The sequence below is a fragment of the Microvirga medicaginis genome, from assembly GCF_052658925.1.
Map to the genome: position 1 here is coordinate 107,315 of NZ_JBQWEL010000002.1, position 22,672 is coordinate 129,986.

Genomic DNA, 22,672 nt, shown 5'->3' on the forward strand with positions numbered 1-22,672 from the left:
ACCCCGGCCTTTCCTGTTTTCAGGAAGGGGTTCTATTCTGCGGCTGCGCGAAACTCTTCCTCGTCGCGAGTCGGAGGTCTGTTGCTTTCACGCAGCAGCGCGTCCTTGTCGACACGCTCGGCCTTGTCTTCACGAAGTTCACGCTTGGATCTGCGGAGCTGTTTGGCAGCCTTCTGCAAGGCCTGCCGGAACGCGGCGTAGAGGTCCTTGTTCTTGGCCTCGCCGGTCATCTTCTTCAGAGCGCCCATCTGGATATTCACCGTGCATCGATAGGTGATGCCCTCGCGGGCGACATGCACGGAAGCGGCACTTAAGCGCCCAAAGTACTTTCCTGCCACTTGGCGGATATTCGTTCTGGCGTATTCGGGAAACGCCTCGCCTAGATCGACGGTTGAGCTTTGCACCAGGATAGAATTTTCGGCGCCTTCGAGACTCATTCGTTCCTCCGTTCGTGAAGGTTCGGGGGCTAACGGCTGTTGTGCAGGATGGTTTCAGGGCACTAGGAAACAAATTCCTCCCTGCAAAGGTTATATCCGGTTCGGCTCCCGGAACTCGAAAACTCCTCTGCCAAGGAGGGCGTCAGCCTCGCACACGATTCGTCAGCCAGCAACAGGTTCTTCCACCGCGAGCGGAGCCGGCATCTCCCCGGCTTCCTTTCTGTTCGGCTTCGCGTGCTCGATCCTTATCTGCAAGGATCAGGGCCGGCGAGGCCGCTGGGCCACTTCGCCCACATCGATCACCCGCACCTCGACCGTGCGGGTGCGGTTGTCCCGCATGACCTTCAGCGCCACACTTTGCCCGACGCCAACCCGTTCAAGCCGATCCGTGAGATCGGACAGGCGCCGCACGGGCGCGTCCTCGATACCGACGATGATATCGCCGATCGCGCCCATGGCAGGATCGACCCCGCGCAACCCCGCCTGCTCCGCAGGCGAGCCCGGCGCCACGCCGGCAACGATCACGCCCGTCACACCAAGCTGAGCCGCAAGCGTTTCATTGGCGGCGAGAATGCCGATGCCGGGCGTGGGCACACGGCCGTTGCGAATGAGTTCGGGCACGACACGGTTCACCACGTCGACGGGAATGGCGAACCCGATGCCGGCATTCGTACCCGAGGGTGAAAAGATAGCTGTGGTGACGCCGATCAGCCGTCCGGCGGAATCAAGCAACGGCCCGCCGGAATTGCCGGGATTGATGGCGGCATCGGTCTGGATGACATCCGCGATCTCGCGCCCGCCGCTCGTGGGCAGCCGCCGCTTGAGCGCGCTGATGATGCCGGTCGTCAGCGACTGATCGAGCCCGAAGGGATTGCCGATCGCATAGGCCGTCTGCCCCACCTTCAGATCCGCCGAACGCCCCACGATCACGGGCGCAGGCAGGCTGCCTCGGCGCCCGAGACGCAGCACGGCAAGATCGTAGTTCGGCGCCTGTCCGACCACTTCCGCAGGCACCACCTCGCCGGAGGCAAGGCGCACCACGAAGCCGGCGCCGCTCGCCACCACATGATCGTTGGTTACCACATGACCGGCGGCATCCCAGACGAAGCCTGTTCCCGATCCGGACGGTTCGGCTTCGGTCGCAGGACCTCCCCGCGCGGACATGCTGACCACCTGCACGACGGAAGGCGCGACAGTCTCGAACACGCGAATCGTCGAACGCTCAAAATCAGACAGGTCGCCACGCGCCACGACGGGCTGCGGCTGGCGTGCGGAGAGCAGATAGGCATCCACGTAAGGCTGGAGAACGAGGATCGCGAGCAGCACCGCGACCACGAGCATGATGATGCGAGTCGCACGATCCTGCATCTTGCCTCCTCGATTGACGGGACCACCTCACAATGGACGCGCTTGGATGGACTTCGTTCCTCTCAAGGTGACGCCTCGAACAAAAGTCTCCTGCAAACGTTCGCCACGAAAGATCCTCGCAAAAGATCCTCGCAGGAGAATTTCATGTCCTCTCGCCGCCTCTTGATTGCCGGCATGGCCGTCGCGTTCACCCTCCCCGCTTTTGCCCAACAGCAGAACCAGGCAATCCCCTATCCCGTGTCGCCGCAACCCACCGAAACGCAGCCCAATCAGGGACTCGGCCAGGGAGCCGAGCAGCGTCAGCAGCGCACACAACAGGGCGGCGCGCCGCAGGACACGCGAACACCCATGCGCCAGGGCCAAGTCGGCAACGCACCTCAGGCCGGCGGCGCGCCCGCAGCGCAGGGCCAGCAGCAATCGCAGGCGGATCGCCAGTACATCCAGCAGGCGCTGGCCCTGAGCACGGTCTCGCTTCAGCAATCGAACTTCGCCCTGTCGAAGGTTCAGAATCCGCGCCTGAAACAATTCGCGGAATTCGAAATCGGCGAGCAGAACAACCTCGCGGATGTTCTGCACACTTTCGCCGATCCTGCGGCGACGGCCTCGACCACCTCGGGCGCCCAGGCCTCCGCATCGACCGCTCCTGAATTGTCGCAGGACGATTCCGCCGCCATGGAACGTCTGTCGAAAGCACAACCTGGCGCAGCATTCGACCGCGATTACGTCACCCTGCAGATTCAAGGCCACCAGAAGCTGCTGAAGCTGCAGGAGGATCAGATCAAGAGTTCCGGCAGCCGCGAGATGACCAACATCGCCAAGCTCGCGCGCGGACAGATCAGGGAGCATCTCGCCATGCTCGAGACCCTTCAGCAGGAGCTTGGCCGCTAAACATCTCCGGCCCCGCTTGTTTGCATGATGCGGAGCCGGAACCCCTCTTTCGACAGGTCGTTGCTTTCCAAGACTCGCGGGCTTTCTCCAGCCCACCTTAAACCTAAGAAGAGGAATATCCGATGGCGCGAGACAAGCGCGGAAATCCCCCGGAACCGGATGTGGATGAGGTGATGAACGAGCTGGCCCAGAATGAGGGCGGTGATGACTTCGTGGCCGGCCCCACCCAGCGCAATGATGTCGGCAATACCAAGCGTGCTGCGGCGAAAGCCACTGGCGCGATGGGCGCATCGAAGAAGCTCGATCCCGATCTCGACATCGATCATGTCGACGATGGCCGCGTGACGAGCGGCTCCAATGCCGGCGTCCGCTCGTTCAAGGAAGTGCCGGAAGAGGAAGATGACGACGCCGGCTTCCGGATGTCCAACGAGGAGATCGCGGCGGGCGCGACGACGACGGCTCAGAAGAGCCCTGCTCCTCGCTCCGCGCAGACGGATGCCGAGACCGGGCCCACCGGCATGAGCGGCGGCGCAGCCTCACGTAAGCGCGTGCCGGCTCCCGGCAATGCGGTGGATGTGCCGAAAGGAACCCTCGTGCGCGGCCATCCGACGGCGAGCCAGTCCGGCGGCCGCTCTCTCTCCTCCACGGGAGACGAGAAGCCTCCGAAGCGCTCCGCGCGCGCTGGCGGGGGACAGCACCAGCGCCCACCGGCCAAGGGCGGCTCGGAAGAGCGGTAATCTCCCGGTGTCTTTCCCGGCCGCAGCGCAGCGGAAGGGAAGGGAATCCGCTCGACCGCTTAGCTTTTTGGATCTCCTTCCCTCGCTTTGTTTGGCCTGAGGATGACACGGGTGCATGGCCCCTGCTCTTCTGCTGCATACCGGCCTCGACAGAAGGTGGAGTGACACGGTCCCGCCTCCCGCTTTATTGATCGTTCAGCCCAAATGGCTTTTTCGAAATAAAGTGACCGAGGAAACTCCCATGGATAGAAGAAAAGTTCTCAAAGGCGCAGGCTTGGCAGCTGCTGCCGGTGCCGTCGCCTCGCCCGCCGTCGCGCAGGCCAATCCTGAGATTCGCTGGCGCATGGCCTCGGCTTATCCCAAGAGCCTCGACACCCTCTACGGCGCAGGCGAGATGATCGCCAAGCGCGTGGCGGCAGCCACCGACAACAAGTTCCAGATCCAGGTCTTCGCGGCTGGCGAGATCGTCGGTGCGCTCCAGACTCTCGATGCGACGCAGAACGGCACCATCGAGTGCTCCTACACCCTGTCGAGCTTCTTCATCGGCAAGGATCCGACCTTCATGTTCGAGACCTCGGTGCCGTGGGGCATGAATGTGCGCCAGCACAATGCCTGGATGCATTACGGCGGCGGCCTCGATCTCGTTCGCGAGTTCATGAAGGACTACAATGTGTATCCCATTCCGGCAGGCCAGACGGGCGCGCAGATGGGCGGCTGGTTCCGCAAGGAGATCAACTCCATTGCGGATCTGCAGGGCCTCAAAATGCGCATCGCCGGCATGGGCGGCCAGATCATGCAGAAGCTCGGCGTGGTGCCACAGGTGCTGGCCGCAGGCGACATCTACCCGGCGCTGGAACGCGGTACGCTCGATGCGGTGGAGTTCTCGGGTCCTTACGACGACGAGAAGCTCGGCTTCGTGAAGGTCGCGAAGTATTATTACTACCCTGGCTTCTGGGAAGGCGGTGCGCAGCCCTCGCTCTATGTGAACATGGGCAAGTGGAACGAGCTTCCTGCGCACTACAAGGCGGTTCTCGAAGCAGCCTGCGCGGAAGCCAACGCTATGTGCGTAGCGAAGTACGATGCCCAGAACGCCGAGGCCATCCGCCGTCTCGTGGGCCAGGGCGTGCAGCTGCGTCCCTTCCCGCGGGACGTGATGGAGCAGAGCTACAAGGAAGCCTTCAAGCTCTACGGCGAGATCGCGGCCTCCAACGCGAAGTTCAAGAAGGTGTTCGATTCCTGGAGCGCCTTCCGCGAGAAGGAGCTGACCTGGTTCCGCATCGCCGAACTGCCCTTCGACTACTTTGTCAATCAGCAGCAGGGCCAGCGGTAAGCCTTAAATGGGGCGACGCGAAAGCGTCGCCTTTTCCTCGTCTATCGGGATCGATGCCTGTCCTGCTGCGTTGTCCGGTAACGGGACTCTCTGAGCACCATGGAGACAGGGTATGAACGACAAGATGCGCAATCGCAATCAGGACAAATCGCCCGGCAAGGCCGCACACAATGATCGGAAGCTGCCGGAGAATTCCAAGAAATCTCTCGACAAGAAGCTGGATGAAGGCGTGGAAGAGTCTTTTCCCGCGAGCGATCCGGTTTCCGTGAAGATCACGAAGTAAGGTCCTTTTTCATGACGTATGCCCCAGGTCTCGCGCCTGGGGCTTTTCGTTGTCAGCTGCGGCTTGCCACCGCAACTCCCAGCGCCGCGCAGGCCATTCCGGCCATCTGGATGAGGCTTAAGGATTCTCCGAACAGCAGGAAGGCCATGACGGCCGCGACGGGCGGCACGAGATAGAGCAGCGTCGCCACACCGACGACGGCACCCTGCCTGATGAGGAACAGCAACAGCCCGATGGCGCCGATGGAAAGGCCCAGGACCGCCCAGGCGAGCCCCCCGATCAGCGGCAGCGTCCATTCCATCCGTCCCTGCTCCGTCAGCAGAACCATCGGCAGGGTCACGATTGCGGCGCCGATATATTGCACGAAGGCGTTGACCCGCAGGTCCTTCGCGCTGCCGGCCCGCTTCTGCCAGATCGTGCCGAAGGTGATCGAGAGCATGCCGAGCACACAGATCACCAGCGGAAAGACAGGCACGCCGCCATCTCCCAGCTTCGGCGCCACGACGAGCGCGGCTCCCAGGAATCCGAGGCCGATCCCCGCCCAGCGGCGCGGCGATACCCGCTCCCCCAGCAGAGGCCCGGCCAGTGCCCCCGTCACCAAGGGCTGCAGCCCCGCCACCAGAGCGGAGATGCCGGCTGGAAGTCCATGCTTCACCGACCAGAACACCCCGCCAAGATAGCACCCGTGCAGGAGGGCACCGGCAAGCATTCCATTGGCCCATTCCTGCCCCGTGCGCGGCCAGGGCGCCCGGACGGCAAGGACGATCAGCCCCAGCACCAGGAGCGCCAGGAGATACCGGACCAGGAGGAAGGTCAGGGGATCGGCATAGGGCGCAACCGTCCGCGCCACGATGAAGCCGGTCGCCCAGATGACGACGAAGAGCGGGGGCGCGAGGCGGGCGAGAGGGGATGAGGTCATAGGGGATTGGGACCAAGCAACGGGGCGGGAGGCCGACACCTCCCCGGAAGGAGACCTTCTGCCATTCCCGAACCTCTCCTGTCGAGCGGCAGTTCGAGGACGCCTGTCTAGCGCATCGTGCGGACCTCCGATCCTGCACAAACGATCCGATGCTCCAGTCCCGTGTGCGCGGCAGCACATCGCAGGCCCGGCCCCGGGAATAAAGACCCATAAGCCAGGTTACGTAACGGCAGACAAGGAAACATTCTCAACAAGGGGTGCGATGCCGTTTGGCTCGGCCAAGACCGAGAACCGTCTCTCTGGTGCAGCCCCTATCCCAAGACCACAAGCCCTTAACGAGGACTTCCCATGACAACCCAATCGACAGACATCCTGCTGTCTGCCCTCTTGCCGACGCTGAACATCATCGAGGCCTCTGAAGCCGAAGGCGTCAACGAGACCTATACGGGCAGCGATGGGGTGACTGATGTCGTTTCCTACAAGAACGCGGGCGCTGCAGTCACCGTCGTCATGCCGGGTCCCGGCAGCACCAATGCCGGCGCACCGGCGGGAGGATGGGCTGCCGACGACACCTACAATTCCATCGAGGGAATTGAAGGCACGCGGTTCAATGACATGATCTATGGCAACGCGCAGAACAACGTCTTTATCGGCGGTGCTGGCGCGGACACGATTTATGGTGGAGACGGCGACGATACGATCAGCTACGCCACGGCGACCGCCGGCATCGTCGTGTCCTTGGGAACATACGTCGATTCAACGGGCGATGCGGCGGGCGACCGGTTCCAAAGCGTCGAGAACGTGATTGGCTCCGCCTTCGCCGACACCATCAACGGCACAAGCGGCAACAACACCATCGAAGCCGGGGGCGGCAACGATAAGATCGAAGGCTTCACGGGTGCCGATTCCATCGACGGTGGAGACGGCATCGATACGATCTACTACTGGTCTTCCGTTACGGGTGTGAATGTCAGCATGAGTCTGGCTGAAGGAGAGACCAACCCGGGCAATCCCAGCGCAGATGCCGGTGCGGGCGACGTGCTCGTCAACATCGAGAACATGGTCGGCAGCAAGTGGCACGACACATTGACCGGCAGCAACGGGGATAATGTGCTCGACGGATATCTGGCCGTTGGAACCCCGGCCGACATTCTCATCGGCAAGGGTGGAAACGACACGTATTACGTCGTTGCCTCCAATGGCGGCCAGGTGACTCAGATCGTCGAAGAGGCCGGTGAAGGATCGGGAACGGACCTGGCCTATACCAGCGTCAGCTACACACTGGCTGCCAATGTCGAGAAGCTGACGGCGCTCGCCGGCAAGGACAAGGCCATCAATCTCACCGGCAATAATCTCGCCAACACGATCATCGGCAACGAATACGGCAACCGGATCAATGGCGGCACCGGAGCCGATACGATGATGGGCGGGAAGGGCGACGACCTCTACTATGTCGACAGCACGTCCGACCGGGTGGTGGAAACCTCGACCGGCGGCACGGCGGACATCGTCTCCACCAGCGTCAGCCATACGCTGTCCTCTTACGTGGAACGGCTCTACGCCTCCGGCTCCGCCGCGATCACGCTCACCGGCAACACGCTCTCGAACGTGATCAAGGGCAATGCCGGTGCCAACAAGATCAACGGCGGCTATGGCAACGACATCCTCTATGGCGGGTCAGGCAAGGACATCTTCGTGTTCAGCACCGGCCTGAGCAGCAGCTCCAACAAGGACCGGATCATGGACTGGAATGCGACTTACGACACGATCCAGCTGGAGAATGCTGTCTTCAAGAAGCTGACCAAGGCGGGCACGCTCAGCTCGAGCTTCTTCAAGATCGGAGCCAAGGCGCTCGATGCCAATGACTACATCGGCTACAACAAGGCCACCGGTGACTTGTGGTACGATTCCAACGGCAATGCCGCTGGAGGTCAGGTGACCTTCGCCAATATCGGCGCGAACAAAGCCATCGCGTATAGCGATTTCGTCGTCATCTGATCGGCAGGTCATCCACGGCAAAGGCCTCCTCCGGGAGGCCTTTTCTGTTGGAACGTTCGGCAGGAGAGCCGTTTAAAGCTGATGAGGAGCAAGAATCCATCTAAGCTCGACAGGCGTTTTGCCTTGCCTGTTCTTCGTCGCCGCACCATCTCCAGCCTCCTGGAGCCTGATTGTTGAAACGCCTGCGCCTCTATCTCGAACTGCTGACGATCACCATGAACCGGTTCGTGCTCCACGATTCCTGGGCGATCGCAAGCCATATCGCGCTGTCGGTGCTGACCTCCTTGTTTCCCTTTCTCATTCTGGTGACGGCGCTGGCGGGCGTGTTCGGCACCGGCACCCTGGCCGATGAGGTCGCCGACCTCATTCTCGAAGCATGGCCGAAAGAGATCGCAGGTCCGATCGCCGGGGAAGTCCACCACATCCTCACCGGGCGACGCAGCGACGTGCTCACCTTGGGCGTGGTGCTGACCCTCTACTTTGCATCGAGCGGCGTCGAGAGCCTGAGAGTCGGCCTGAACCGCGCCTATAACGTGCGCGAGACCCGTGCCTGGTGGTTGACGCGCCTCGAATCCATCGCCTTCGTCATCGGCGGCGCCTTCGTGCTCATGGCGATGGCCGTGCTCGTAGTTCTGGGGCCTTTCATCTGGCGCGGCATCCTATGGTGGGTGCCGGCGCTGCGGCCCTTCGACGGTCTGATCGGTTTCCTGCGGATCGGCGTGGCCACCCTCGTCATCGTGGTCGGCCTGCTGCTGGCCCACAAGCTCATCCCTTCCGGACGTCGCAGCTTCCGCTCCGTGCTGCCGGGTGTCGGCGTGACGCTTTTCCTGTGGCTTCTCGGCGGCTTCGGCTTCAGCTGGTATCTCGAATACTATCCTGGCGCCTACGCCTCCACCTATGGCGGCCTCGCGACCGCCATGGTGGCGCTGATCTTCCTCTATACCTTAGGCGCAATCTTCCTTTTCGGCGGCGAATTGAACGGCACCATCCTGGCCGCCAAGCAACGGCGGCTCGAGAAGGAGCGGCAGCCCGAACTCACCGACGTGATTACGCTTCCCTGACCGTCAGAGATTGGGAGACACCCTGATCTCCAGCATCGCCGCCGCGGAGGGCCGCGCGTCGGCAGCGACCCCGTAGCCGACCTTGACGTTCAGCACGGACCGGAAGGCATCGTCGTGGGCGCTGAGCACGGTCTGGCCGACAATCTCCGACATCAGCCCCGCGCCGAGTGACCCGCTGGCGAGATCGAAGGTCATGTTCGGCGAGAACATCACCTGCGTGCTCCATCCATCGAGCGCCAGATTCAACGGGAGGCCAAGCGTTCCGCTCACCGTCTGCGAATAATTCCCCTCAAAATTGGTCACGGAACCGGATGTTGCGAGCTTCAAACTGGGGACATTCAAGCTTGCATGGCCTTCCGACCAGAACGCGTGCCAGCTGGCTGTCGATGAAAGGCTGCTTGCATCAGCGTCGCCGCGGCTCAGTTCGGTTCCGATCTGAAGATTGAGACTCTGAAAGGGCTGCACCTTGGCGCCAACGATCCGTGCGGCGGCATCCGCATGGAAAGCGTCCGCCCGTCTCCCGCCAAGGCCACTCGCCCAGATCTGGGTGCGGGGTAGGTTGGAGCCGGTCCCCTGCTTCGGCTTATTTCTGGAGACAGCCAGATGCTCATCCAGCCAGGTTCTCGTGATGTGAAAGGGAGAGTTGGGCAAGTTGTCCAAGGCCTGAGCCGAGGCATCAAGCGGATGAGATAAAAGCAAAACCGCTCCATAAATGAAGTAAATGCGCTTCATTGCCCCAAACAAGAATATAATCTTCTAAATTGTAAAAATCTTTGATGACTCAAAGAGATATTCTTTAATAAAAATTTAAACCTACAAACCCTGAGAAAATCACCTTTGTTCTCAGGAGCATGTCCCGTTACTTAAGAATCTGCCTGGTCCGGTTTGAGGAAAGACAGACGCGGCGTCAAAGAAAAACGGCCGGACTGTGCCCGGCCGTTTTGTCTCATCGGGTCGGATCGTTCAGCCGACGACGCGGTACTTCACGAAACCCTCCGGGGCATCGCCCATCTTCTCGACCTTGATGCCGGCTGGCTGGTAGGCGCTCGCATTCGGACCCGTCGTGAAGGTCATGGTGACGCCTGCGGGCACGACGAGGGACCAGGAGCCATCGGCCTTCGGCGCGACTTCCTTCTTCTCCAAGATGTACCGCATGATCGCATCGCGGGTAAGATCGGGCGCCTCGAACACGATGGTCGTGCCGTCATTTCCGGGGAAGTTGCCGCCACCGCCCGCGCGGTAGTTGTTCGTCACGACGATGAAAAGCTGATCGTCCGTCACGGGCCTGCCGTTATAGGTCAGGTCCTTGATGCGATGCGCATCGGCATTCACGACCTTGCCGTTGTCGTCGTAGCGCGATGCTTGCGTCGGATCGATCTTGTACTGCACGCCTGCGATGACGTCGAAATTATAGGCCGGGAACTTGGAATTGATGAGCTCCTGTTCGCCGCCCTTCGCCGGATCGATCTGGTTGTAGATGCCGGCCGAACGCTCGAGCCACTCGCGCACCTGCGCGCCCGTGACCTTCACCACGCGGATCGTGTTCGGATAGATGTAGATATCCGCCATGTCCTTGATGGCGAGCGGGCCGGGCTTGATCTCGGTGAAGTAGTTCGGGCCGCCGCGTCCGCCGGCCTTGAAGGGCGCGGCAGCGGACAGGATCGGCAGATCCTTGAAAGCAGACGTCTTGAGCTGGTCCGCCACATACCACGCCTGTGCCTCGGCCACGAGCTTTACGGAAGCATCGTCCGAAACCAGCGAGAAATAGGAATGAATCGGCACCGCCGTCTTGCCGACAGGCTCGCGCACGTATTTGAGCGTGGCGTCGTGATCGGCCTGAACCGCGGCAATGATACCTGCTTCTGAATCCACCTTCGCCACCACCTTGCGGTCGACACGGTCATAGATCGGGCGCGCCTCGGTGCGGAAGCCCGCGACCTTCCAGGCATCGCCCTCCTTCACGAGGTCGAGATCGATCACGCCGAGATGGCTGCCCCAGAAGCCGGCCATGACAGCGGGCTTGCCGTGCAGCGTGCCCGCCTTCACGTCGACGCCCTCGATGTTGTTGAACTCCTTGCCGCCCGGGAACACGAAGTGCTGGTGCCCGGTGAGGATGACATCGATGCCCTCGACCTTCGCCAGATGGAGTGCTGCATTCTCCTCGCCGCCCTTGCGCTCGCCGCCCGCAATGCCGGAATGGCAGAGCGCGACAACGATTTCGGCGCCTGCCTTCTTCAGATCCGGCACATGCTTGTTCGCGGCGTCGACGATGTCGATGGTGGTCACCTTGCCGTCGAGATTGGCCTTGTCCCACTGCACGATCTGCGGCGGCACGAAGCCGATCACGCCGATCTTCAGCTGCTGCTTGGCGCCGGATTCATCGACGAATTCGCGGTCGAGAACGAGCCATGGCTTGTAGAGCGTTTCGCCGTCGGCCTTGATCGCGTTGGCGCAGACGATCGGGAATTTCGCAGCGCCCAGCGAGTTCTGCAGGAACTCAAGCCCATAATTGAACTCGTGATTGCCGACCGTGCCGCAATCGTAGCTCAAGGTGTTCATAGCGGCGACGATGGGGTGCACGTCACCCTTCTTCATGCCCTTGCGATAGGACACGTAGTCGCCCAGCGGCGAGCCCTGGATGATATCGCCGTTGTCGAAGAGCAGGCTGTTCTTCGCCTCAGCCCGCGCCGCCTTCACGAGAGTCGCCGTGCGCGCAAGACCGACCGTGTCGTCTGGCGCATCGCGATAGTAATCATAGGGTAAGATGTTCACGTGAAGGTCGGTGGTCTCCATGATGCGGAGCTTCACCACCGGGCCGGCGGCCCAGGCGAGATGAGGCAGGCCCGAGAGAGCGGCAGCGGCCACACCGGTTTGAAGGACGCGGCGGCGGGTAATCGACGATGTCATGAGATATGTTTCCCTCTGGTGGAACGTTGTTCCTTAACCAGAGGGAAGCACATCTTTTATGACAGGATCAAGATAGCCGGCTCACGATGCCTGCAGGGCCTCGTCGAGGTCGCGGAAGAGATCCTCCACGTCCTCGATGCCGGTGGACAGACGCAGGAGATCCGACGGGCAAGGCGTTCCCGGGCCTTCGATGGAGGCGCGGTGCTCGATGAGGCTCTCGACGCCGCCAAGCGATGTCGCCCTTTTCCACAGGCGAACCCTCGCGGCCGTGCTGATGGCCGCAGCCTCCCCGTCCGTCACCTGGAACGAGAGCATGTAGCCGAAGCCGCCCTCCATCTGCCGCGCGGCGATGTCGTGGCCGGGATGCTGCGGCAGGCCGGGATAGAGCACCCGCGCCACCTTCGGGTGCGCGGAGAGGCGCTGCGCGAGATCGAGCGCAGACTTCGCCTGCGCCGCCGCGCGCACATGGAGCGTGCGCATGCCGCGCATGAGGAGATAGGCCTCGAAGGGGCCGAGGATCGCGCCCTGCATCTTGCGGATGGAGGCGACCTTCGCCCAGAACTCGTCGGCCTTGGCCCCTGCGAGCGCGCCTGCCACCACATCCGAATGACCGTTGAGCACCTTGGTCGCGGCATGCATGACGATGTCGGCGCCGAGGTTGAGCGGACGGGTGTGAACCGGCGAGGCGGTCGTGGAATCGACCGCCAGCTTTGCTCCCGCCGCATGGGCGATCTCGGCAACGGCCGCGATGTCGGTGATGGTCCAGAGGGGATTGGAGGGCGTTTCGACCCAGACGAGTTTCGTGCGGCCCGGAACGATGGCGGCACGCAGGGCATCGAGATCGTCCGTCTCCACGAAATCCACGCTGAGGCCCCAGCGCACGGCCTCCGTCATCAGCCAGCTGCGCAGCGCCCAGTACATGACCTTCGAAGCCACGATGTGATCGCCGGGATTCAGCGCCTGGAACACGGCGGTGGCCGCCGCCATGCCGGAAGAGAACAGCAGCGCGCCGGCCTCGGCCTCTTCCAGCATGGCCAGAACGCCTTCGGCCTCGCGGATCGTCGCGTTGTCGGGGCGGCCATAGACGAAGCCGGAGGAATAGGCGTTGTCCTCGTCGCGGATGTAGGTGGTCGCCACATGGATCGGCGGCACCACCGCTTTCGTGATCGGGTCCACATGGCCCATGGCTTGTGCGGTCAGGCTGCGCTTCGACCATGGGGAACGCGATGACGACATAGGAACCTCCGGGAAGCGTGACGGTTGCGTCACGGAATGTAAGACGCGCACCTCATAAAGGGATTTCGACGATGCATACAGATCAATCTGTGCCGGGCAGCCATGCAACGCCGCCGCTTTGGCGGCTCCTGATCGCCGTCCCGCCGGTCGTGGCCGTCAGCGTCGCCGGCGGGCTCGTGACGAGGGCCAAGATTCCAACCTGGTATGCCGATCTCGCCAAGCCCAGATTCACGCCGCCGAACTGGCTCTTCGCACCCGTCTGGACAACCCTTTATGTGCTGATGGCTTATGCGCTCTGGCGCATTCTTTCGCTGCCGAAGAACCTGCCCGGCCGGACAGCGGCGGCAGCGCTCTTCTTCGTGCAGCTCGCGCTGAACTCACTCTGGTCCTTCGCCTTCTTCGGCGCACAGAGCCCCCTGGCGGGTCTCATCGTCATCGCCGCCCTGATCGTGGCGATCCTCTCCACGATCATTGCATTCTGGAGGCTCGATCGGATCGCCGCTCTTCTCTTCGTGCCGTATCTCGCCTGGGTTGCCTACGCGACCCTTCTGAACGGCGTGGTCTGGCAGCTCAACAGCTGATCATTCCGGCTTGTCGAAAAGATCCGGGTTCGTGTCGTGGCGGTCGAGAACGCCGACGAACGGAAGCTGGCGGTAGGAATGGGCGACATCCATGCCGTAGCCGATCACGAACACGTCGGGGCAGGTGAAACCCACATAGTCCGGATCGATCGACACGGCGCGCTTGCCGGGCTTTTCCAGGAGAACGGCGGTCTTCACGCTCTTGGCGCCGCGGGCCATCAGCAGGTCCTTGGCGAAGGTGACCGTGCGGCCGGATTCGAGAATATCATCCACGAGCAGCACGTCGCGGCCGCGCACGTCGCTTTCCACGTCACGCAGGATCGTGACGTTGCCTGAGGAAACGGTGCCGTCGAGATAACTGGAGAGATGCACGAACTCCACTTGGGGGCTGAGGCCCGCACGGTGCAGGGCCCGGAGCAGATCCGCCGCAAACATGAAGCTTCCCTTCAGCACGGCGACGACCAGCAGGTTCTCAGGCTTGGCGTTCGCGATTTCCTGCGCCAGCGCCTCGTTGCGCTTGGCGATGGTCTCCTCGTCGAAGAGAACCCGGATGCGGTGGGAAGCAGTCATCGTCAATCTGTCCAGAAAACAAGTGGAAGCATTTGAAGGCTTCTCCCTTCACGACCATGGCGGAGCGCGGAAGTCAAACGGACTTCACGATTTTCACGGCAAAATCGGACGCTTAAGCCGCTTCAGACCGATCCTGCGGCAATGTTCCGCGACTGCTTCGCTTTCCGTCCATGCCCCGCAAGTTTATGGCTTGCTAACCATGGCGGGGCGATAACGGAACGAATCGCCTTGTGGCCGGACCTGTCCGGTCGGTCACTTTTGTCGCTGCTTCAGGAGGGTTCGGGCGCGCGTGAGAGCCTATTATGAAGAGGAATTCGATGAAGACATGGCCGTTCCGGCCGTGCATTTCGAGAATGTGGGCGTGCGTTACGGCATGGGGCCCGAGGTTCTGCGCGACCTGACCTTCTCGATCGAGCCGAATTCCTTCCAGTTCCTCACGGGTCCCTCGGGCGCGGGCAAGACCACGCTGCTGCGCCTCATCCTGCTCTCGGTGAAGCCGACGCGCGGGCTGATCTCGCTCTTCGGAGAGGATGTCTCCAAGATCTCGAAGAACGAGCTGACCGGCCTTCGCCGCCGCATGGGCGTGGTGTTCCAGGATTTCCGCCTGCTCGATCACCTCACGACCTACGAGAATGTCGCTCTGCCCTTGCGCGTCCAAGGCAAGGAGGAGGCGAGTTATCGCGCCGAGGTCGTCGAGCTGCTGCGCTGGGTAGGCCTGGGGGACCGCATGCACATGCTGCCGCCCGTGCTTTCGGGCGGTGAGAAGCAGCGCGCAGCCATTGCCCGTGCGCTCATCGTGCGGCCGGACCTGCTGCTTGCCGACGAGCCCACCGGCAACGTGGACCCTTCCCTCGCCCGGCGGCTGCTGCGCCTCTTCATCGAACTGAATCGGCTCGGAACGTCGGTGGTCATCGCCACGCACGATTTCAGCCTCATGGACCAGCTCAACGTTCGCCGCCTCGTGCTCGGCGACGGCCGGCTGCATATCGACGAGTGAGCCGGATGAACGCGCCGCAACCCCGCCTCAGGAAGGCCGCGGCCCAGAAGCCGCAGGGAGGAGAGAAGCGAACGCTCCCCGCCTCCTTGAGCCGCAACGCGCCGCTCGTGCCGGTCGACTCCGCCGGCGGTCAGGCTCTCGCCGCCGTCATCGCGATCCTCACCTTCCTTGCTGCCCTGTGCGCGGGCGGCGCGGAACTGGTCTCCGCCAGTTCCGCCCAGTGGCGCTCGGAAATCGCCCGCGAGGTCACCATCCAGATCCGTCCCAATCCCCAGCGCTCCATCGACGACGACGTGGCGCGCGCGGTGACGTTGGCGCGCCAGGCGCCGGGGGTGGAACAGGCGCAAGCTTTCACGAAGGAGGAATCGGAGCGTCTTCTGGAGCCGTGGCTTGGAACCGGCCTCGACTTCAAGGATCTTCCGGTGCCGCGCCTGATCGTGATCAAGCTCAAGGACGATGAGCGGCCCGATTTCGCCCCGCTCAAGCAAAGCCTGCAGAAGGAAGTGCCCGGCGCGACCTTGGACGATCACGCGCTCTGGGTCTCGCGCCTCTCGACCATGGCCAATACGATCATTGCCACGGGCGTATTTCTGGTGACCCTCGTTCTCGTCGCGGCGGGATTGGCGGTCATCTTCGCCACGCGCGGCGCCATGGCCGGCAACAAGGAAGTGGTGGAGGTGCTGCATTTCGTCGGTGCCAACGACGACTTCATCGCCAAGGAGTTCCAGCGCCGCTTCTTCCGCTTGGGCCTTCGAGGCAGCGCCATCGGCGCGAGCGGCGCTCTCGTTCTCATCATCATCTTGGGATTGATCACCCGCTCCTGGCGGGCAAGTCCGGCGGGCGACCAGATCGAGGCTCTGTTCGGGGCGTTCAGCATCAGTTGGACAGGTTATGTGGTCGTCATGCTCATCGCACTCCTCGTGGCGCTGATCACGGGCATCGTGTCCCGCCTGACGGTGAGACGTTTTCTTAACGGAAATGGTTGATCCTGGCACACCGTGCGGAAGAGGGGTCTCGGTTCTTCGCTAGCGCGGCCCTCCGGGTCGCAGACGCAGACCTCCGGTTCCGCATACAACGATGCGCTAGCTTACCTTTGGGAAAAGAGGGCTGCCTCTCCATTGCCGCATTCTCCACTATCATCGCCCAAGATGACCTCGCGAACGCACAATTGGGCGACGCCGAGCGCCATGGAACCCGCTGAAGCCTTGGGCTGGGGCTGGACGATGCCTGGCGCTCCGACGCATCCGACCAAGAGGTCCTTGACCCGGCGGCTCTTGAGCGCCGGCGCCTGGAGCTTTGCTGCTTTCTGTCTGATCGGCTTCCTCGGTTTTCTCGCCTTCGTCTACAGCATCGACCGCATCGAGCAGCCGCCCGAGACGCGTGCCGACGGCATCGTGGCGATGACAGGCGGCGCGCAGCGCATCGGTGACGCCATCGACCTCCTGGCGAAAGGCTACGCCAAGCGTCTCCTGATCTCCGGCGTCAATGAGAAAACCAACCGCGATCAGATCTCCCGCCTCAATCCCGGCCAGCGTCAGCTCTTCGATTGCTGCGTTGATCTGGATTACCGGGCCCGCAACACAATCGGCAACGCCATTGAGACGCGGCGCTGGGCGGAAGCGAACGGGTTTAACACCATCATCGTCGTGACCTCCAACTACCACATGCCCCGCATGCTGGTGGAACTCGACCACGCCCTGCCGAACCTGCAGAAGATCCCCTATCCCGTCGCAGCCACCATCGATCCGCACGAGTGGTGGCACAATCCCGCGACGGCCAAGATTCTGGTGACGGAATACCTGAAGTTCCTCGCCGTCTGGGTTCGTACCCGCTTCGAGGAGGATCCGGAGAGTTCCTCGGTCGCCCACATCATCAGCGGCGGCGCTCCGAGCCGGCAGGCGAACGTCCGGACATCCTGGCGCTAGCGCATCGTGCGGAACCGAAGGTCCGCTTCCAACGATGCTTCCTAGAAAGATGAAGCATCGGATCGTCCCCAAAAGTGCAAGTCCACTTTTGGGTCCGTTGCTCTAGAGCCTTGCGCCAAGACCGATTAAGGTGCGCCACCCGCGGAGCCGCATGCTCCGCTTTTTACGTCTTTTAGGAAGCCATGCTGTTCGTTCGCTCCCTGCTGTTCAACATTGCCTTCTATGCCAATCTCATCCTGTGGCTGATCATCCTCCTTCCGGGCCTGCTGGTGCCGCGTCGGACATTCATCAGGCTCGCTCAAGCCTGGGCGCATTCGTCTCTCTGGCTCCTGAGGGTTCTGGCCGGGACCAGGATCGATGTTCGCGGACGGGACAAGATCCCGGCTGGCGGGGCCCTGGTCGCCGCCAAGCATCAATCCCTTTGGGAAACCTTCGCGCTGGTGACCCTTTTCGACGACCCGACCTTCATCCTGAAGCGGGAGTTGATGTGGATTCCCTTTTTCGGGTGGTATCTCTGGAAAGCAGGCTGCGTTCCGGTGAACCGCAAGGCGGGATCCTCGGCCCTCCTCCAGATGACGGCCCGGGCCAAGGAAGAGGCGCAGCATGGCCGCCAGATCATTATCTTTCCGGAAGGCACGCGCCGCCCACCGGGAGCGCCGCCCGCCTACAAGTACGGCGTCGCGCATCTTTACAGCAATCTCGGCTTTCCCTGCATCCCGGTGGCGCTGAATTCCGGTCTCTACTGGCCCCGCCGCCAGTTCATCCGCCGCCCCGGCACGATCCGCGTGGAAATTCTCGACCCCATCGCTCCCGGACTGCCGCGTGAAGAGTTCTTCAGGCTCGCCCAGGAGCGGATCGAGGAAGCGTCCGACCGGCTGCTGGCCGAGGGACGGCGGGAGCTGGGCCTGAGCGATTCGGCCGAGAAAGCGGCCGTGTCGGCCTCAAAAGTTTGATATTGCTAAGCTTTCCAGCATCTTGACGGTTCGTCTCGTCCTTCCTACATATAAGAACATATGGCGAACAAACGAACCATATCCTGGAATACGGCCATGCGGGACCTCCGCAACGACCGAATGCGGAGGGCTGGCGTGCGCGAGGAACGCTTACGGGCAACGGCGGGGCTTCGCTCCTCCTCCACCTTGAGCTCATGGCGCGGCCTGTCCGGCCGCCGCTACATCGTCGGCGTGCATCCCCTTGAGTTGAGCGAATTACTGGAAGTCACCGATGCGGTGATCCTGGCGGTCCACCGTGACGAAGGCGGCACCGGTCACGTGGTCGATTCCGTGCTCGCGGGCGCTGAGCCCAGCCCGGAGACGCGGACCCGCTGGCTCGAAAAGGTGCGGGAGCGCGGCGCCTCGGAACTCCATATCCACCGCCTCGCCGATACGGAAGCACGCCGCCGCGAGATCCTGGCGGATCTGCGCGAGAACGCCGATCAGGCCTCCTGATCGAGCGCCTCGACGAGCCGCTGCATCAGCGGATCGACGACACCCATGCTCAGAAGATGCTCGTGGGTCGAGCGCACGTAATCCGGATTGGCGCCGGAGATACCCTGTCCCTGCCGCACCAGAGCCAGCACCTCGTCGAAGGAGAGATTGCCCGCATATTGCTCATGCCTGCGGTCGGCCACGTAGCCGAGGGCCGTCACGGCCCTGCCGTCGTCGAGCCGCACGGGCAGATGCCGCTCCAGATAGACGCTCGTCACCTGCTCGCGCTCGCGCAGGTAGTGCACCGTCGCCTGAGCCTCCTGCCTCGCCACGCGAAAAGCAACCCCGTGGCAGCGCCCGCCGCGATCGAGGCCGAGAACAAGGCCCGGATTCTCAGGCGTTCCGCGATGGACATGGGAGAGAACGCAGAGCGCGCGGCGATAGCCGTGAAGATGAGCGTGGCGGCGTTCGACAAAGGGAAAGCCTGGCCTCCACATGAGGGAGCCGTAGCCGAAAACCCACAGATCGTCAGACCCGTCCATCATCACTTGTCGTGCCCGAACCTTGCCTGCTTTGCTCTTTAAGGAGCACTGCCATCACGCAACACGTGTTCTCCACTTTTCCCACGGGCGCTAGAGCATCGGACCCAAAAGTGGACTTGCACTTTTGGGATTCATCCGATGCTTACGCTTTATGCTGGCGCATCGTCGTTTGCGGAAAACCGGGTCCACTTTTCCGCACGATGCGCTAACAGTTACGAAGCAGCAGCACAACAGGAGATCTTGCATGGCTGAGGCCATCCTCACGGAAAACAGGCGCCGTAGCCGCTTCTGGCTCTACACGCCTTTCGTCCTGCTGCTTCTCGTCGCCATTGCCTGGAGCGTAGCCTGGTTCGTCATCCGCAACCGCGCGGCCGAGTCGCTCGACGCATGGCTTGCGGCGGAAGCACAGAAGGGCTGGCAATGGACCTGCACGGACCGCACCGTCGCAGGCTATCCGTTCCGCATCGAGATCATCTGCAACACGCTCGATCTGAAGCAGGGCGCGGTGACGGCATCGTTCGGACGGACGGAAGCCATCGCTCAGGTGTACCAGCCGCGTCTCGTGATCGCCGAAATCGCGGGACCGTTACGCGCGAGCGACGGCAAGGTGAATGTGCAGGGCGAGTGGAAACTGATGCAGGCCAGCATTCACGCCTCGCCAACGGGCCTGCAGCGCCTCTCGATTGCGGCCAACGCCCCTAAGTTCAATGTGACGGGGCTTCTGCCGCAGGAGATCGCAACATCGGGCGAGCGTCTCGAACTGCATCTGCGCCCCAATCCCTCGCGAGCCTCCGAGAAGGCTTATGATACGGCAATTTTCGTGAAGCAGGCGCGCATTCCGCTGCTTGATACGCTCATCGGCGGCGCGGAGCCGACGGATCTGAATGCGGATCTCACGGCAACCCAGGTCGTCGGCTTTCAGGGCCGTCCGGTTGCTGAAGAACTCGAGCGCTGGCGCATTGCGGGCGGCACGCTCGACATTCTGATGCTGTCCGGAGCCAAAGGTCCGCGCCGCATCGAGGCGAAGGGGCGCTTGAACCTCGACGAGGAGCACAGACCCGCGGGCCAGCTCAGCCTGGCCGCGGCCGGCCTCGACGGCCTCATCGGCAAAGTCACGGGCAACCGCACGGGCGGCGCGCTGCTCGGTGCGTTGCTGGGGCAGAACCAGCGGGCTCCGGAAAAGACCAATGGACAGCCGCAGCTTGCAACCCTGCCGCCGCTGACCCTCAACAACGGGTTTCTCGCGATGGGACCTTTCGTGATCCCGAATGTGAGGCTGCAGCCGCTTTATTGAATGCGGTTAACATCGTCATGGCCGCACTTGTTGCGGCCATCCACGTCTTAAGAACCACTGCGCCATAAACACGTGGATGCCCGGGACAGGCCCGGGCATGACGGAAGTCGATATCAAGCCTTGTCCTCGCGCCTGCGTCCGAAATCGGGCTCCGGCGTTTCCTGGCCTGAGGAGATGATGCCACGGCGGATCGCGCGGGTGCGGGTGAAGAGATCGAACAGCTTGTCGCCCTCGCCCCAGCGGATGGCGCGTGCCAGCAGCGCGATGTCCTCGTTGAGGCGGCCCAGCATTTCGAGCACCGCTTCCTTGTTGTGCAGGAAGATGTCGCGCCACATGGTGGGGTCGGAAGCGGCGATGCGCGTGAAATCGCGGAATCCGCCGGCCGAGAACTTGATCACCTCGCCCTGCGTGACGGTTTCCAGATCCGCCGCCGTGCCCACGATGTTGTAGGCGATCAGATGCGGCACGTGGCTGGTGATGGCGAGCACGAGATCATGGTGCTGCGCCGTCATGATCTCCACATTCGAGCCCATGGCCGCCCAGAAGGCGCGCACGCGCTCGATAGCATCTTCGTCCGTGCCTTCCGGCGGCGTCAGGATGCACCAGCGGTTATGGAAGAGCGTCGCAAAGCCTGCATCGGGGCCTGAATGCTCCGTTCCCGCCACCGGATGCGCGGGCACGAAATGCACGCCCTCCGGCAGATGCGGCTGAACCTGCGCGATCACGGAGGCCTTCACCGAGCCCACATCCGACACGATGCAGCCAGGCTTCAGGCCCGGTTTCATGGCTTCAGCCACGGCGCCGCACACGCCCACCGGCACGCAGAGGATGACGAGATCCGCATCCTTCACGCCCGAGACGAAATCGGTCGTCGCTTCGTCCGCGATGGTCAGCTCGCGCACGCGCGCCACCACCTCCTCGCTGCGATCGATCGCAACGACGGTCGCGGCGAGATTGAGATGTTTCGCCGCCCGCGCGATCGACGACCCGATCAGGCCGAGACCGATCAGGGCAATGCGGTCGAACAGCGGCTTATCGAGAGGAGGCCCAAGACGCTCAGGCATTCTGAGCTCCCTTCCTGGCCCCATTCATGAAATCACGCAGAGCCTCGACGACGAGGCGGTTCGCCTCCTCGCTGCCGACCGTGAGACGAAGAGCCTGCGGCAGACCGTAAGCGTCGATCCGGCGCAGGATCAGGCCGCGGCTCAAGAGAAATTCGTCCGCGTCTTTCGCGGTCTTCCCCGACTCTTCAGGGAAGTTGATCATCAGGAAGTTCGCAACGCTCGGCGTGACTTCCAAGCCAAGCGCCTCGATCTCCTGGGTGAGCCAGTCGAGCCATTGCGCATTATGCTCGGCGGCTTTCGCCACATGCGCGTCATCCTGAACCGCCGCGATGCCGGCGGCCATCGCGGGACCGTTCATGTTGAAGGGACCGCGAATGCGGTTCACCGCATCCACGATATGCGCAGGCGCGACCATCCAGCCGATGCGCAGGCTCGCAAGGCCGTAGATCTTCGAGAAGGTGCGCGTCATCACCACATTCTCGGCGGTGGCGACGAGTTCCAACCCTGACTCGTAATCGTTGCGGCGCACGTATTCCGCATAGGCCGCATCGAGCACCAGCACCACATGCGGCGGCAGACCCGCATGCAGCCGCTTCACCTCGTCGAAGGGAATATAGGTGCCGGTCGGGTTGTTGGGGTTGGCGAGGAAGACGATCTTCGTCCTGTCCGTCACCTTGGCAAGGATCGCATCCACATCTGTGCGGTAGTTCTTCTCCGCCGCGACCACGGGCGTGCCGCCGGCAGCGAGGATCGCGATGCGATAGACGAGGAATCCGTGCTCGCTGTAGATGCCCTCGTCGCCGGGGCCCACATAGGCGCTGGTGATGTACGAGAGCAGCTCGTCGGAACCCGCTCCGCAGACGATGCGGTTGGGATCGAGCCCGTATTTCGCCGCAATGGCCTCGCGCAGTTTGGTGGCGGAGCCGTCCGGATAAAGCTCGAAATGGTCCGCGTTCCGCACGGCTTCGATCGCCTTCGGCGAGGGACCGAGCGGCGTCTCGTTCGAGGAGAGCTTATAGACCTTCGATCCCCCTGCGGCCTTGCTCTTGCCGGGCACATAGGCGTCGATCTTCATCACGCCGGGACGGGGTTCGGGACGAACGGACAT

At 62.6% G+C, this 22,672-nt stretch carries 23 protein-coding genes; 13 read left to right on the forward strand and 10 right to left on the reverse strand.

Annotation, left to right across the window (positions count from 1 at the left end; all coding sequences use genetic code 11):
• Positions 1-32: 32 nt before the first annotated feature.
• Complete coding sequence (hpf, locus tag ACUXUR_RS03580) at positions 33-437, reverse strand: ribosome hibernation-promoting factor, HPF/YfiA family (RefSeq protein ID WP_445500974.1); 405 nt, start codon at positions 435-437, stop codon at positions 33-35.
• Positions 438-695: 258 nt separating this feature from the next.
• Positions 696-1,805: a S1C family serine protease gene (locus ACUXUR_RS03585; protein WP_445500975.1), complete on the reverse strand. Its 1,110-nt coding sequence runs from the start codon at positions 1,803-1,805 to the stop codon at positions 696-698.
• Positions 1,806-1,949: 144 nt separating this feature from the next.
• On the opposite strand from ACUXUR_RS03585, the gene ACUXUR_RS03590 reads away from it, so the two are divergent.
• The 4 genes from ACUXUR_RS03590 to ACUXUR_RS03605 all read left to right on the forward strand — a co-directional run bounded on the left by ACUXUR_RS03590 (position 1,950) and on the right by ACUXUR_RS03605 (position 5,043).
• The gene (locus ACUXUR_RS03590; protein WP_445500976.1) at positions 1,950-2,693 is read left to right on the forward strand and encodes a DUF4142 domain-containing protein; all 744 of its coding nucleotides are present in this window, start codon (positions 1,950-1,952) and stop codon (positions 2,691-2,693) included.
• Between the two features lie 122 nt (positions 2,694-2,815).
• Positions 2,816-3,430: a hypothetical protein gene (locus ACUXUR_RS03595; protein ID WP_445500977.1), complete on the forward strand. Its 615-nt coding sequence runs from the start codon at positions 2,816-2,818 to the stop codon at positions 3,428-3,430.
• Between the two features lie 241 nt (positions 3,431-3,671).
• The gene (locus ACUXUR_RS03600; protein WP_445500978.1) at positions 3,672-4,760 is read left to right on the forward strand and encodes a TRAP transporter substrate-binding protein; all 1,089 of its coding nucleotides are present in this window, start codon (positions 3,672-3,674) and stop codon (positions 4,758-4,760) included.
• A gap of 112 nt (positions 4,761-4,872) precedes the next feature.
• Complete coding sequence (locus ACUXUR_RS03605) at positions 4,873-5,043, forward strand: hypothetical protein (protein WP_445500979.1); 171 nt, start codon at positions 4,873-4,875, stop codon at positions 5,041-5,043.
• Between the two features lie 52 nt (positions 5,044-5,095).
• Here ACUXUR_RS03605 and ACUXUR_RS03610 read toward each other — a convergent pair whose 3' ends face one another.
• Positions 5,096-5,962, reverse strand: coding sequence for a DMT family transporter (locus ACUXUR_RS03610; RefSeq protein WP_445500980.1), 867 nt, complete (start codon positions 5,960-5,962; stop codon positions 5,096-5,098).
• A 348-nt stretch (positions 5,963-6,310) separates the two neighbouring features.
• Between ACUXUR_RS03610 and ACUXUR_RS03615 the strand changes: the two genes are divergently transcribed.
• Both ACUXUR_RS03615 and ACUXUR_RS03620 read left to right on the forward strand, forming a co-directional pair.
• Positions 6,311-7,960, forward strand: coding sequence for a calcium-binding protein (locus tag ACUXUR_RS03615; RefSeq protein ID WP_445500981.1), 1,650 nt, complete (start codon positions 6,311-6,313; stop codon positions 7,958-7,960).
• A 173-nt stretch (positions 7,961-8,133) separates the two neighbouring features.
• A complete protein-coding gene (locus ACUXUR_RS03620) occupies positions 8,134-9,021 on the forward strand; it encodes a YihY/virulence factor BrkB family protein (protein ID WP_445500982.1) in 888 nt (295 codons plus the stop codon).
• A gap of 3 nt (positions 9,022-9,024) precedes the next feature.
• On the opposite strand, the gene ACUXUR_RS03625 is transcribed toward ACUXUR_RS03620, so the two are convergent.
• From ACUXUR_RS03625 to ACUXUR_RS03635, 3 genes are all read right to left on the reverse strand, one after another.
• The gene (locus tag ACUXUR_RS03625; RefSeq protein WP_445500983.1) at positions 9,025-9,324 is read right to left on the reverse strand and encodes a hypothetical protein; all 300 of its coding nucleotides are present in this window, start codon (positions 9,322-9,324) and stop codon (positions 9,025-9,027) included.
• A 660-nt stretch (positions 9,325-9,984) separates the two neighbouring features.
• The gene (locus ACUXUR_RS03630) at positions 9,985-11,928 is read right to left on the reverse strand and encodes a bifunctional 2',3'-cyclic-nucleotide 2'-phosphodiesterase/3'-nucleotidase (RefSeq protein WP_445500984.1); all 1,944 of its coding nucleotides are present in this window, start codon (positions 11,926-11,928) and stop codon (positions 9,985-9,987) included.
• An 81-nt stretch (positions 11,929-12,009) separates the two neighbouring features.
• On the reverse strand, positions 12,010-13,164 hold the full coding sequence (locus ACUXUR_RS03635) for a trans-sulfuration enzyme family protein (RefSeq protein ID WP_445500985.1): 1,155 nt from the start codon (positions 13,162-13,164) through the stop codon (positions 12,010-12,012).
• A gap of 71 nt (positions 13,165-13,235) precedes the next feature.
• On the opposite strand from ACUXUR_RS03635, the gene ACUXUR_RS03640 reads away from it, so the two are divergent.
• On the forward strand, positions 13,236-13,745 hold the full coding sequence (locus ACUXUR_RS03640; protein WP_445500986.1) for a TspO/MBR family protein: 510 nt from the start codon (positions 13,236-13,238) through the stop codon (positions 13,743-13,745).
• Here ACUXUR_RS03640 and hpt read toward each other — a convergent pair whose 3' ends face one another.
• Positions 13,746-14,315: a hypoxanthine phosphoribosyltransferase gene (hpt, locus tag ACUXUR_RS03645; RefSeq protein ID WP_445500987.1), complete on the reverse strand. Its 570-nt coding sequence runs from the start codon at positions 14,313-14,315 to the stop codon at positions 13,746-13,748.
• Positions 14,316-14,640: 325 nt separating this feature from the next.
• On the opposite strand from hpt, the gene ftsE reads away from it, so the two are divergent.
• The 5 genes from ftsE to ACUXUR_RS03670 all read left to right on the forward strand — a co-directional run bounded on the left by ftsE (position 14,641) and on the right by ACUXUR_RS03670 (position 18,685).
• Positions 14,641-15,312, forward strand: a complete 672-nt coding sequence (gene ftsE, locus ACUXUR_RS03650) for a cell division ATP-binding protein FtsE (protein WP_047190236.1) — start codon at positions 14,641-14,643, stop codon at positions 15,310-15,312.
• A gap of 5 nt (positions 15,313-15,317) precedes the next feature.
• Complete coding sequence (locus ACUXUR_RS03655) at positions 15,318-16,298, forward strand: cell division protein FtsX (RefSeq protein WP_445500988.1); 981 nt, start codon at positions 15,318-15,320, stop codon at positions 16,296-16,298.
• 162 nt (positions 16,299-16,460) lie between these two features.
• Positions 16,461-17,237, forward strand: a complete 777-nt coding sequence (locus tag ACUXUR_RS03660) for a YdcF family protein (protein ID WP_445500989.1) — start codon at positions 16,461-16,463, stop codon at positions 17,235-17,237.
• 182 nt (positions 17,238-17,419) lie between these two features.
• Positions 17,420-18,190 carry a lysophospholipid acyltransferase family protein gene (locus tag ACUXUR_RS03665; RefSeq protein ID WP_445500990.1) on the forward strand — a complete coding sequence of 257 codons (771 nt, stop codon included), beginning with the start codon at positions 17,420-17,422 and terminating at the stop codon, positions 18,188-18,190.
• A gap of 96 nt (positions 18,191-18,286) precedes the next feature.
• Entirely contained in the window at positions 18,287-18,685 is a 399-nt protein-coding gene (locus ACUXUR_RS03670; RefSeq protein WP_445500991.1) for a hypothetical protein, read from the forward strand.
• Here the strand turns inward: ACUXUR_RS03670 and ACUXUR_RS03675 are convergent.
• Positions 18,673-19,209: a gamma-glutamylcyclotransferase gene (locus ACUXUR_RS03675; RefSeq protein ID WP_445500992.1), complete on the reverse strand. Its 537-nt coding sequence runs from the start codon at positions 19,207-19,209 to the stop codon at positions 18,673-18,675. The genes ACUXUR_RS03670 and ACUXUR_RS03675 overlap by 13 nt on opposite strands.
• Before the next feature lie 241 nt (positions 19,210-19,450).
• Here ACUXUR_RS03675 and ACUXUR_RS03680 point away from each other — a divergent pair, with 241 nt between their 5' ends.
• Complete coding sequence (locus ACUXUR_RS03680; protein WP_445500993.1) at positions 19,451-20,500, forward strand: DUF2125 domain-containing protein; 1,050 nt, start codon at positions 19,451-19,453, stop codon at positions 20,498-20,500.
• A 113-nt stretch (positions 20,501-20,613) separates the two neighbouring features.
• On the opposite strand, the gene ACUXUR_RS03685 is transcribed toward ACUXUR_RS03680, so the two are convergent.
• Both ACUXUR_RS03685 and hisC read right to left on the reverse strand, forming a co-directional pair.
• Positions 20,614-21,564 (reverse strand): prephenate/arogenate dehydrogenase family protein, encoded by a 951-nt coding sequence (locus tag ACUXUR_RS03685; protein WP_445500994.1) that lies wholly within the window; start codon positions 21,562-21,564, stop codon positions 20,614-20,616.
• Positions 21,557-22,672 carry a histidinol-phosphate transaminase gene (gene hisC, locus ACUXUR_RS03690; protein ID WP_445500995.1) on the reverse strand — a complete coding sequence of 372 codons (1,116 nt, stop codon included), beginning with the start codon at positions 22,670-22,672 and terminating at the stop codon, positions 21,557-21,559. Before hisC ends, ACUXUR_RS03685 begins: the two co-directional genes overlap by 8 nt.